The sequence below is a fragment of the gamma proteobacterium SS-5 genome (assembly GCA_009497875.2).
GTDB lineage: Bacteria > Pseudomonadota > Gammaproteobacteria > Chromatiales > Chromatiaceae > Magnetovirga > Magnetovirga frankeli.
The window spans coordinates 1,755,506-1,767,238 of the sequence record CP032508.2; the positions used below are offsets into that span (position 1 = coordinate 1,755,506).

Annotated in this window: 8 protein-coding genes and 1 tRNA gene; 3 read left to right on the forward strand and 6 right to left on the reverse strand. The window is 61.1% G+C overall.

Translation table 11 applies throughout. The annotated features are described in order from the left end of the window. Window positions 1–339: 339 nt before the first annotated feature. From D5125_13470 to D5125_13485, 4 genes are all read right to left on the reverse strand, one after another. Window positions 340–3,891, reverse strand: a complete 3,552-nt coding sequence (locus D5125_13470) for a PAS domain S-box protein (GenBank protein ID QFY90409.1) — start codon at window positions 3,889–3,891, stop codon at window positions 340–342. After that, complete coding sequence (locus tag D5125_13475) at window positions 3,888–5,579, reverse strand: PAS domain S-box protein (protein ID QFY90410.1); 1,692 nt, start codon at window positions 5,577–5,579, stop codon at window positions 3,888–3,890. Before D5125_13475 ends, D5125_13470 begins: the two co-directional genes overlap by 4 nt. A 77-nt stretch (window positions 5,580–5,656) precedes the next feature. Continuing rightward, the gene (locus tag D5125_13480) at window positions 5,657–6,748 is read right to left on the reverse strand and encodes a two-component system response regulator (protein ID QFY90411.1); all 1,092 of its coding nucleotides are present in this window, start codon (window positions 6,746–6,748) and stop codon (window positions 5,657–5,659) included. Window positions 6,749–6,981: 233 nt separating this feature from the next. Next, on the reverse strand, window positions 6,982–7,230 hold the full coding sequence (locus D5125_13485; protein ID QFY90412.1) for a hypothetical protein: 249 nt from the start codon (window positions 7,228–7,230) through the stop codon (window positions 6,982–6,984). Window positions 7,231–7,742: 512 nt separating this feature from the next. Here D5125_13485 and D5125_13490 point away from each other — a divergent pair. Further along, window positions 7,743–8,099: a hypothetical protein gene (locus D5125_13490; protein QFY90413.1), complete on the forward strand. Its 357-nt coding sequence runs from the start codon at window positions 7,743–7,745 to the stop codon at window positions 8,097–8,099. Window positions 8,100–8,389: 290 nt separating this feature from the next. Here the strand turns inward: D5125_13490 and D5125_13495 are convergent. Together D5125_13495 and mobA are read right to left on the reverse strand one after the other, a co-directional pair. Next, a tRNA-Arg gene (locus D5125_13495) sits at window positions 8,390–8,466 on the reverse strand. Window positions 8,467–8,533: 67 nt separating this feature from the next. Next, window positions 8,534–9,178, reverse strand: a complete 645-nt coding sequence (gene mobA / locus D5125_13500) for a molybdenum cofactor guanylyltransferase (GenBank protein ID QFY90414.1) — start codon at window positions 9,176–9,178, stop codon at window positions 8,534–8,536. Window positions 9,179–9,241: 63 nt separating this feature from the next. On the opposite strand from mobA, the gene recJ reads away from it, so the two are divergent. Together recJ and D5125_13510 are read left to right on the forward strand one after the other, a co-directional pair. Next, the gene (gene recJ / locus D5125_13505; GenBank protein ID QFY91163.1) at window positions 9,242–10,942 is read left to right on the forward strand and encodes a single-stranded-DNA-specific exonuclease RecJ; all 1,701 of its coding nucleotides are present in this window, start codon (window positions 9,242–9,244) and stop codon (window positions 10,940–10,942) included. 6 nt (window positions 10,943–10,948) lie between these two features. Then, window positions 10,949–11,692: a DUF615 domain-containing protein gene (locus D5125_13510; GenBank protein QFY90415.1), complete on the forward strand. Its 744-nt coding sequence runs from the start codon at window positions 10,949–10,951 to the stop codon at window positions 11,690–11,692. Window positions 11,693–11,733: the final 41 nt, after the last annotated feature.

Sequence of the window (11,733 nt, forward strand, 5' to 3'; positions counted from 1 at the left end):
GTGCCCGTAGCGAGCAAGGTGGGAGAGCGAGAACAAATTTTCACGATTTTGAGGCGCATAGTTGGCCTACGCAACGAAAAATCGGGGCCAATGTTCAAAACAATTCTGGGCCGTTCTTCCCACCGGCGCAGTAGGAGTATCCTAAATCCGACAGGCTCCTAGCCACATCAATAGGCTAGGCCCAGTGGGAGCGGGCTTGCCCACGATTCAAAAAAAAAGCCCGAAGGGCTCATTCCTTCAAACTTCACCCTTCAAACTTCTCACTTTCTTAAGCGCCCTTCGCGGCCAAGGCCGCTCCTACACCCACACAAAAAACGGGGTCTGTCCCCTATTTGTACCTCATGGATTCTTGGCTAGCTGCCGCAGCAGGCCGCGCACGGTTGCCAGCGCGGCCGGATAGTCGAAGGTCGCCACTTGTCGCTCCAGTTGCATGGTTGTCGGCCCGTGCATCGCCAGCAAAAGCGGCTGGTTGCGCTCGAACAGATCAGTGGCCGCAATATCGTCGCGCTCCAGCAGTGCCGCCAGTTGTTCGAGCACCCCGCACGCATGCTCGGGATCGGGTGCCGGTAGCTCATCGGTCGCCGCCTCAGCCAATTGCGTCAGCACAGTATCAAAGGCGTGCATTTCGGTCTGCAGGGACTCCAGGAGTTCAGGTATCGATGTCATTTCATTGGCGCGCAGGGCTTGCTCGAGCGCCAGTGCGGCGGCATGCAGGGCGGTCGCGCCCAGGGATCCGGCGGCACCCTTGAGGGCGTGCAGCCGTTGCCCGGCGGCTTCGGTCTGGCCTGCGGCAAGCGCACTTCGCAGTAATTGCGGATCGTCGCGGTGGTTGATGGCAAACTTACGCAACAAGGCCACATAGGCGACGACATTGCCACCGAGGATCCGCAGTCCGCGTGCTGAATCTAGACCGGCAAACTCAGTCAAGAGGGTCGGCAACATGACTTGATGGCCTGGCCGTTGGCTCGGCGCGACGATCGCGTCATCGGTCCGTGCGGTGTTTTGCTGCGTTGGCAACCACTTCAGCAAGGTGGCGAAGAGCGCGTCCGGCTCGACCGGCTTGGTGATGAAGTCATCCATCCCCGCGTCCATGCAGGCCTGGCGGTCTTCGTCAAAGGCATTCGCCGTCATCGCCAGGATCGGCCGGGATGCCCAGCCGGGCAGTTTGCGGATGGCGCGGGTGGCGTCAAGGCCATCCATGACGGGCATCTGCATATCCATCAGGATCAGGTCGTAATCGCGGGCCATCGCCTTTGACACCGCCATGCGGCCGTCCTCGGCCGTATCGACGACCAAACCCGCGCCGTGCAGCAGTTCCAGCGCCACTTCGCGATTGATGGGGTTGTCCTCGGCGAGCAACAGACACTTGCCGGGGGACTGCTGGCGCAGTTGTGTTTCGGCATCGACGCTGGGCTCGACCCTGGGTTCGACACTATCGGCGGGCATGGCCCCGTGTCCGCGCTGCAGGCGGGCGGTGAACCAGAAGGTGCTACCCACCCCGGGTGTACTGTCAACGCCGACTTCTCCGCCCATCATCTGCGCCAATTGTTTGGTGATGGCGAGCCCGAGACCGGTGCCCCCGTACTTGCGTGTGGTCGAGGCATCGGCCTGTTCGAAGGATTGGAACAGCCGCTGCCTGGCTTCAGGCGTAATGCCTATGCCGGAGTCGGCAACGGCGAAGCGCACCAGCAGGCCTTCATCATCGTCTTTCAAGAGCAGGGCGCTGAGCAAGACGCGACCTTTTTCGGTGAACTTGACGGCATTGCCGGCGAAGTTGAGCAAGGCCTGACGCAACCTCACCATATCGCCGCGCAGCCAGGCGGGTACGGCGTCGCGGTCAATCTCGACCACCAGGCCCTTCTCCTGCGCTGCGGGGTTGATGATGGAGGCGACGTTGTCGAGGACGGCGGAGAGGTTGAAGTCGGAATCCTCCAGTCGCAGTTTGCCCGCCTCGATTTTTGAAAGATCGAGAATGTCGTTGATGATCGACAACAGGTGTCGGCTCGCGTTGTCGATCCTGGTCAGCCGGTCCGACTGCTCCGGTGTGGCCCCCGCGCGTTGCATCAAGCTGGTGAGGCCGATGATGGCGTTCATCGGCGTGCGAATCTCATGGCTCATGTTGGCCAGGAAGGCACTCTTGGCGATATTTGCGGCTTCGGCTTGCTGCTGTGCCGCAGTCAGTTCCACCGTGCGCTGCGCCACCAGGTCCTCCAGATGATTGCGGTACTGGTCAAGCTCGACGCCGATGCGCTTCTTCTTGGTGATGTCATCCTTCACCGCAACGTAGTGGCTGATCGTCCCGTCGGGCTGGCGCAGCGGTGTGATGATGGCAAATTCGATGTATTCGGTGCCGTCCTTCTTGCGATTGATGAATTCACCCTTCCATGGATGCCCCTGTGTCAGGGCGGCCCACATCGCGGCGTAGGTTTCCGGCGGCGTCTTGCCTGAGTGAAGGATGCGCGGATTTTTTCCGATCAGCTCATCGCGGGAATAGCCAGTAACCCGCACAAAGGCTTCATTGACATACTCGATTGCACCATCGAGCTTGGTGATCGCGATACTCTCCGGACTCTGCTCAATGGCGAGCGACAGCTTGCGCATTGTTGCTTCACTTTCCTCGGCCCGTTTTTGGGCGGCAAGCGCATCTTCCATCAGGCTCAATGCGGCGCGGGACGATTGGCGCTGGACCTCGAGGGCGGCGCTCATTTCGGCGCGGCGCCGGGACTCGCTTGCGGCCAACTGGAGGGCGGCGCGCTGGCTCTCGGTGATGTCGTTGATCGAAAGGAACGCGAGCCTCTCGCCGTCGGCGCTCTGGATGAGCCAACCGGAATAGGCGAGGATCTTCTCCCAGCCTTGATCGAGTCGACGCAATCTCAGTTCCCAATCGTGCAGCTTTTCGCCGCGCAGCACGCGGCTCATCGGCCACTCCTCGACCGGCAGCAGGCGATCATCGTCGAGTGGTCGCATTTCAAACAGTTCGGCAAACTCGGCGAGCGGGCGCCGGCAGTCGTCCATGCTGGCGAAGCCGTTAATGCTGAGGGCCATCGGGTTCCAGTACATGACCTGCCCCTGATCATCGGCCATGATAAGACCCTCAGTGAGGTTCTCCATCACCGCAGCCATCCGATCGTTGCTCTCCTTCAACGCCCTCTCGGCCTGCTTGCGCGCAGTGATGTCACGGGCGATACCGTAGAGACCGATGATTTCCCCGTGCGCGTCGTGGATCGGATACTTGCGGTTGTCTACCCAGCCTTTTCTGCCGTCCTTGGTCAGAGTCTCCTGGATCTCATGGGCCATCGGCATGCCGGAGAAGATCTGCTTTTCGAGGCGGTAGTAGATGTCCGCATATTCTTCGGGAAAGACGTCGTAGTCGGTCTGGCCGAGAAGATCAGTCCAGTGATCGGTGGGATCGCAGAGTGACACCAGCGTCTGGCTGGCCCCGGTAAAAACGTGATGACGATCCTTAAAATAGATGTAGTCATCGGTGATTTCCATCATGGCGGTGAAATTGGCCATCGTGGAGACATCAGGCATGGTTCGCTTCAAGGATTTCGCGTCCTGCAGCAGCAAATTGAGCATCAGACCCTGCGGGCCGGGCTCCTTGCTGTATTGCCCACGGAAGCAGCGAATGCGGCCATTGGCATGCCTGAGCCGGATGTTGAAGACGCCAGACGCGGCGGGATCGCCAGGGGAAAAAAGCCTGTCGGCGATGTCGCTGTCGTGCGGGTGAATTTGTTGCCTCAGGGAAACCCGCCCTGACAGATAGTCGTCCGCTGTAAAGCCGAGCAGTGCTTCGATACTGTCGGCAACCGCCACAACCGGCAGCAGTTCCGTCAAGGCCAGGCAGACGCTTGCTTCAAGCACGCCATCGCCGCTCTGGGGCGTGCTCATGCCTCATCTCCGGCCGACTTCGACGGTATCTGACCGACACCGGGAACGCGGTCAGTCGGCAGCTGAACCCCATAGCGCGGTGGCTGGCCGGATTGGGCCAAGAGTTCGTTGACCTCCTGCTTAATCGAAATGATGCGGGCTTCGCGACCAAGCATCGCCGCTTGCCAGCGGCGCAATTCGTCCACTTGCCCAGCCAGTGTCGCGCTTATCGCTTCGGCCTGCTGCCGGGCCGCAATGGCTTCGTCTCTCAGGTTCAGCGCGGCCAACTGCGCCCGCTTCTCCTCGGCCAACGCCGCCATCTGGCTTTCAGCCAGAGACTGCTCCATAGCCTTGCGCGCCGAGATATCCTCGACTACCGAGATGAAGTAGTCCGGTGCGCCATCGTTCTTGCGCACCATCGAGACGGTGAGATTGATCCAGACGATGCCGCCGTTTTTGCGGTAGTAACGCTTCTCCAGCGAGTAGTTGTCTATTTCGCGTGCGCACATGCGCCGCACCTGATCGAGGTCGGCATCGAGATCGTCGGGATGGGTGATGTCCTGAAAGGTTTTGGCCAGCAGTTCTTCCTGTGTATAGCCGACGATGCTACATAGCCTGCCGTTCACGCGTAGCCAGCGGCCGTCGGTCGCCACCAGCGCGATGCCCACCGCAGCCTGCTCGAAAATACCCTCGAAGCGCGCCTCACTCTCGGCAAGACTCCTCTGCGCCTGCTTGCGCTCGCTGAGGTCTTCCACCACCGCAACAACGTAATCGACGCCGCCATCCGGCTTGCGCACCAGGCTGGCCGCCAGATGCGTCTCGACCAGATGGCCCTCCTTGTGGATGAAGCGCTTGTCGATGTCGTAACTGTTGATCTCGCCGGCCAGCATGCGGTCGAACTGCATTTGGTCAGCCGGCAGATCCGCCGGGCAGGTTAGCTCTGCCCAGGTCAGACGGGTCAGTTCGTCGCGCGAGTAACCCAGCGCGGCACAGAGGGCATCATTGACCTCAAGCCACCCCTTTTCCGCACTGGTGATGGCAAATCCGATGCTTGAGTGCTCAAAGTAGGCCCGAAAGCGCTGCAAGCTCGCGCGCTCTTCTGCAACCAGCGCATCCCGCGCGCTCTGCAGTGCGGCCTTGTCGATCAGTTGCTGTTCGACATTGCGGAAGATCAGGCACAGGAGCATGGTGGTCAGCGGGTAGAACAGCAGCAGCACCCACCAGGCTTGCTCGATGAAGGCATAGCCGGCCCGATTGGGCACTTGCGTGAAGGCGGCCAACTGCATCAACTGCACCACCACGCCGAGCGCGAGATAGTCGATCGGTCGCGGTGGCTTTGTGCGTCTCAGCCACCATTGACGAGCCAGTACGCCAAACAAAGCCGACAGCAGTACGATGATGATGCCGACCGGCGCACCGATGCCGCCCAACTGGTAGCGATAGAAGGCCGCCATGCCTGCTGCGATCGCGGCAGTCACGCCGCCCCCCACCACGCCTGCCACCGCCAGCACAATTGAACGACCGTCGAAAAACACCCCGGGCGCAAAGTTGACCGGATTTGCCATGCCCAGCAAAGCCGCGCCGCCAAACAGCAAGCCCAACAGCACTTGACGATTCAGCGTGTTCTCGGGCAACCGTAAAACAACGACTTGCCCAGCCGCTGCCAGGGCGATCAGAAAGGAGATGTTGTTAATCAGGTTGATGGTCATGTGTCAGCGGCTCCGCATTGGGTGTTGGGCGGCCAGTGGATTAATCTAGCGTGACTTCGTTACCATGCCCATTATGCTTACGGATGGCCCCGGTCCTGGTATTGATCGGCGATGGCGGTCATGGCAGCAAAGCCTTCGAGAAAAGCCGCTGCGATGTCCGGATCGAAATGGCTGCCGCTGCCTTCGGTAATAATCTCGCGGGCCTTTGCATAACTCATCGCGGGTTTGTACACGCGCGGCGAGATCAGGGCATCGAACACGTCGGCCACTGCCATCAGGCGCGCGGAAAGCGGAATCGCGTCACCCTTGAGTCCATCGGGATAGCCGCTGCCGTCCCATTTTTCGTGGTGCCAATGGGCGATCTCCTTGGCCAGCGAGAAAAAGGCAACAGGCTGCTCGACATCGATCTCTGCCTGTTCGATGGCATCGGCCCCCAGCCGGGAATGGGTCTTCATGATCAGCCACTCATCAGGAGTCAAGCTGCCCGGTTTCTGCAGAATGCTGTCCGGTATGCCAACCTTGCCAATATCGTGCAGTGGCGCCGACTTGGTCAGCAGGTCGATGGTGCGTGAGTCGAGGACAGTGGAAAACCGCGGATGCTGCCTGAGTCGCAGCGCCAGGGCACGAACATAATTCTGCGTCCGCAAGATGTGATTGCCTGTTTCGGGATCGCGCGTCTCGGCCAAATGGGCCAAGGCCCGAATGCTGACCAGTTGAGTCAGGTCGTTCTCGACCATGCGCCGGGAGACTTCCGCTTCGAGGAAGGCGTTCTGGTCTTTCAGCCAGTCACGGGCTTGCTTTGCTTCGAGTTGCGTACGCACCCTGGCCAGAACAACGGCGGGCTTGATCTGCTTGGTAATGTAGTCAGCGGCCCCAAGCTCCAAACCACGCTCTTCATCGTCAACATCGGCGAGCGCGGTGACGAAAATTACCGGAATGTCGAGGGTGGCTGGGTTGTTGCGAAGACGGGCAAGAACCTCTTCACCACTCATTTCCGGCATCATGACATCCAGCAAGATGAGGTCCGGACGCGGCTCGTTCGCCGCTGCACGCAGCGCGTTCTCGCCCGAATTGGCGGCGCGCACTTGATAATCCGATCGCAACAGATGCATCAGCAACGACAGGTTGCTGGGTTCGTCATCGACGATCAGGACGGTTGCAGTGGACAATGTTCAACTCCCCATTGCTTCTCAGTAGAGCCAGTTAAATTTCTCTCATTCGACCGAAAAGCCTGCGCTGGTAGAGGTTTCGGGATGCGTAAGGGTGCCCACGATTTGAACGCCAGAAACATCCTGGCCCATTTTCGTGAAACATTCGTTTCGTTTTCATGGGCACAGCCGCAAAAAATCAGTTTAACCCAGATTTTTCATTAGGTGGCATGATGATCGCGCAGCGAATTGACTCAAATTAAATAGAAGCTGTTCTTCGACAAGGCCGCAATCGCCTGCAGTTGCATCCGTTGGCGTATCACCCGTTCGTCCGCCTTTTCGTACTGGACTATCGTCTTCGGTGAACAGGCTCGGGGTCGGGAGGGATTGTCGTCAGCGGACGCTCCGCCGATCCCGGCGCGCTGCTGGATCTGTTTCAGCTGTGCTTGGGCCCGCCGGATCAGCGCTTTATCGTGCGCCGGTAGATTTTTCGTTACCCTCATTCTCTTCGTTTCCTCTCGGTTTTTCGATTTCAAAAAGGGTCTCGCCGCCCGTTAATCCGACCAAATCAAAGTTAGACCGGTAAATAGGATTAATCTGCGGCTTTGGTCAGCCTGTCGAAATCGAAACGGGCGGCGCGTGCGCACGCGTGTTTTCGGAAACGAAACGCAGGAGAACGGTAACGGAACGGCAGTCGCTGACGTGGGATTGCCGACCCCGTGCCTAGTCTTGCCGTGGCGATGACGAACCGGTGCCAGGGCGTGGTAGATGGGGCGCGCGGCAGAGGTGCCGCTTTCCCTGTTTGGCCTGGCGTCCTCCCTGCTGTCGACTGGCATGGCCGATTCGCCCCCACTTTTTGGATCGGGATGCCCTGCTCGTCGATGCAAGGAGGGCCAACTCAACCGGCATTTCTCGATCAAAACACCAGTTATTTTGACCAGGTTTTTGTCCAATTTGGCCATCATGTCGATTTATGCCAGGATAAGTTTTTAGAGTATTATACGGGAGTTATCTCATGAGCGGACCCACGAAAGCAGAACTTGAGGCACGTCTCAAGCAATTTAAACAGCAACAACAGCGCAAACGCGAGCAGTCAAAGACACGCAGGGAGGATCGCAAGCAACAGGGCGAGAAGGAATTGCGCATCTACGTGCCGAAGGAAAAATTGGCGGCCTGTCAAATCGCGGTGGAGCAGGTGGTCAAGGGCGCGGGCTATCCCTCCGTTGTCGACCGGGCCGTGACCGAGGCCATCCCCTTGGCCGAGATGATCAGGCAAACCTGCATGATCCTAAAAAGAGCATTTGGCCACAGAGCCACAGAGCACACAGAGAAAAATCAATGTGTTGGAAAGCACGCATTCAACACCTTCTAGGTGAGCCTGGTCTGATAGGTAACCACGACGCGGGGGATCGGCATTGGCAGGCTTTGAGAGGCTAGGAAATCCCAGGGCTGAAATCAATTTGTTTTCCTGACTGTGGGGTCCACTTTACCCAACGCCATCAGGCCAGGGCGATCCTTATGAGCGAAAATCTAAGCATGTGAAGCCGCTATCGAGGGCTTGGGCTTGAATTGACGCCATTGGCTGTGGGCCAGCAGAAGATGAAAATTGCCGACTTGTCTCGCCGGTGATTTCGTATGGAGATCTTAAGTGTTTGAATTTATTGGCGTCCCCGAGACGATTTGAACGTCCGACCTGCCGCTTAGGAGGCGGCTGCTCTATCCAACTGAGCTACGGGGACTGGGGTTGGGCGGTTTGGATTATAGGGGATGCAGGCCGGGGCTGAAAGCCTGGGCCTTGTGGCCGCTTTATTTCGGGGTTGGGTGGTTGAGGTTGGAAAAGGCCTGGGGCCGGTCGGAGAAATCGGCCTGGGTCCAAGAGTGGCGTTCAATCCAGCTGATCACCCGGCGCTCGCCGCAGGCCAGGTAGCCATCCAGATCATCCAGCAGGCGGCGCTGCAACAGCAGGCAGAGTTGCTGGCTGCGCACGCCGTCGTGGGCCATGGCCAGGGGTGCCGCCTCTTGCTCGGCGGCGGCGAGCAGGCGTTCGGCCAGGTCCAGCGGCAGCTGGGGCAGGTCGCAGGGGACGACCAGCAGCCATGGGGCGCTGGCCTGCCGACCGGCGGCTAGAATGCCGGCCAGGGGGCCGGGAAAGCCCTGCTGCAGGTCGCTGACTACCGGATGACCCAGCTGTTGATAGCGTGCCAGGTTGCGGTTGGCGCTGATCAGGACCTCGTCCACCTGCGGTCGAAGGCGCTCCAGGGCGTATTGGATCAGGGGCTGGCCCTGGTATTCCTGCCAGCCCTTGTCGATGCCGCCCATGCGCTGGCCGCGTCCCCCGGCGAGGATGATGCCGCTGAGGCTGGGTCTGTGCCCCCTGTCCGCTTCGGTTGCGCTCGGTGAAGGGTCCAGTGGGTTTGGGCCTAGGGTTGATGGCTGGGGATGGCGTATCATGGGCGGGATTCGTAAGACCAAGAGATAAGAGAATTCTGCCAGTTGACTGAGAACAAAGCACGTATCCAGCGCCGCAGCCCCGATCCGGCCTGCCTGTCTGCCCTGACCGGGCTGGACCCCCTGCTGGCGCGCATCTACGCCGCCCGGGGGGTGAGCGATCCGAGCCAGTTGGACCTGCAGGCGCGGCGGTTGCTGCCGCCGCAGCGGCTGGATGGTCTGGACGCCGCCGCCCAGATGCTGCAGCAGGCCCTGCGCCAAGGCCAGCGTATCGTGATCGTTGGCGATTATGACGCCGATGGTGCCACGGGCACGGCGCTGGCGCTGCGCGGGCTGGCCGCCTTGGGCTTTCGGCAGCTCGATTTTCTCGCCCCGGATCGTTTTCTCTATGGCTATGGCCTGTCACCGGCCATTGTCGAGCTGGCCCTGCGCAATCGGCCCGATCTGCTGATCACCGTGGACAACGGCATCTCCAGCATCGATGGGGTGGCGGCGGCCAAGGCGGCGGGGCTTGGCGTCATCGTCACCGACCACCACCTACCGGGCGCTGAGCTGCCCGCTGCGGATGTCCTGGTGAACCCCAACCTGCCCGGTTCCGGCTTTCCCAGCAAGGCAATGGCCGGGGTCGGCGTGGTGTTTTATCTGCTGCTGGCCCTGCGCGCCACCCTGCGCGAGAGCGGCTGGTTCGGCCCCAATCGGCCCGAGCCCAATCTGGCCGAGCTGACCGACCTGGTGGCCCTGGGCACGGTGGCCGATGTGGTGCCCCTGGATCAGAACAACCGCATCCTGGTGGAACAGGGCCTCAAGCGCCTACGCAGCGGCCGCGGCAATCCCGGCATACGCGCCCTGCTCAGCCTGGCCGGGCGCGATCCGGCCCAGGTCACGGCAACGGACCTGGGCTTTGCCGCTGGCCCCCGACTCAATGCCGCCGGCCGCCTGGACGACATGAGCCTGGGCATCCACTGCCTGCTCACCGATGACCTCAATCGGGCCATGGAGCTGGCGCGTCAGCTCGATCAGCTCAACCGTGAGCGGCGCGGCATAGAGGCGGAGATGCAGCAGGAAGCGGATCTATTGCTACAGCGGCTGTTCGACCACTCCGATGGCTGGCCCCAGGGGGTCTGTCTGCAGGGCGCGGACTGGCATCAGGGGGTGGTGGGCATAGTCGCCTCGCGGGTGAAGGAGCGCCTGCACCGGCCAGTAATCGCCTTCGCCCCCGTCGATGACGGCAGCCTCAAGGGCTCGGGCCGCTCCATCGAGGGCCTGCATCTGCGCGATGCCCTGGATGCCGTGGCCTGCCGTCACCCCCAGCTGATTCAACGCTTTGGCGGCCATGCCATGGCCGCTGGGCTGAGCATCCCCGCCAGCGCCTATGCCGATTTTGCCGCCGCCTTCGATGCCGAGGTACGCCGTCAGCTGGGTGATGAGCCCCGCGAGCCCCTGATCCACAGCGATGGCGAGCTGGCCCCGGCGCAGTTCAGCCTGGACACCGCCTGGAGCCTGCGCCAGGCCGGGCCCTGGGGGCAGCGCTTCCCCGAGCCCCTGTTCGATGGCCGCTTTCGCATCCTGCAGCGGCGCATCGTCGGCGAGCAGCACCTCAAACTCCGTCTGCGTCCCGAGCAGGGACCAGAGCTGGACGCCATCGCCTTCTTCATGGCCGAGCACCGAGACCATCCCGGTGATGAGTTGCATGCCGCCTATCGGCTGGACATCAATCACTATCGGGGCGAACAGAACCTGCAGCTGCAACTGGTGCATATCGAGTGAGGAAACATGAAACGGCAGCCCATTGATCAAACATCGAACGCAGCCTGGGATGAAGACGGGGATGAAGACTGGGACGAGGACGAGCTCCTGGAGGGCCTGGACGGGTTCGGGGATGAAGATCCTTATGGAGACGATCATGAAGCCGAGGAAATGCCCGACGAGGACCGGGAGGAAGGGGATGACGAGGGCGAAATGGAGGTCATCTGGGTTCAGCCCGGTGCCGCAGCCGGTGCCGATGGTGATGAAGAGGCGGATGAAGGGGCCGAGCGGGTCTATGCCGAGCGCCCCAACAAGAGCGCCCTGAAGCGGGAGATGCAGTCCCTGCAAGACCTGGCCGAGCGCCTGCTGGAACAAGGCCCGGAGCGGTTGTTGCCCCTGCGCTTCTCAGACAAGCTGATGCAGGCCCTGGCAGAAGGGCGGCGGCTGAAGGTGGCCAATGCCCGCCGTCGTCATCTGCGCTACCTGGCCCGCCTGTTGAGCCAGGAAGACATCAACGCGGCGGAGCAGTTCATCGCCGAGATCGACGCCCGTCACGCCACCAACACGCGCCAGTTCCACCGGCTGGAGCAATGGCGCGACCGCCTGCTACAGGAGGGCGATGCCGCTCTGACCGAACTGTTGCGCGAATACCCCCAGGCGGACCGCCAGCTAGTGCGCCAGCTGATGCGCAATGCCCAGCGCGAACAGGCCCAGGGCAAGCCCCCGGCCTCGGCACGCAAGCTGTTCAAGCTGCTGCGCGCTCTGGGCTAAGGGATGTCTGAAGCCATGCCGTCGAAACAAAGGGGCCTGCT

Bases quoted from the DNA above. Each gene is read 5' to 3' on its own strand.
- mobA (QFY90414.1), bottom strand. From the start codon at position 9,178: ATGATACGCCATCCCCAGCCATCAACCCTAGGCCCAAACCCACTGGAC.
- D5125_13490 (QFY90413.1), top strand. From the start codon at position 7,743: ATGAGCGGACCCACGAAAGCAGAACTTGAGGCACGTCTCAAGCAATTT.
- D5125_13510 (QFY90415.1), top strand. From the start codon at position 10,949: ATGAAACGGCAGCCCATTGATCAAACATCGAACGCAGCCTGGGATGAA.
- D5125_13470 (QFY90409.1), bottom strand. From the start codon at position 3,891: ATGAGCACGCCCCAGAGCGGCGATGGCGTGCTTGAAGCAAGCGTCTGC.
- D5125_13485 (QFY90412.1), bottom strand. From the start codon at position 7,230: ATGAGGGTAACGAAAAATCTACCGGCGCACGATAAAGCGCTGATCCGG.
- D5125_13475 (QFY90410.1), bottom strand. From the start codon at position 5,579: ATGACCATCAACCTGATTAACAACATCTCCTTTCTGATCGCCCTGGCA.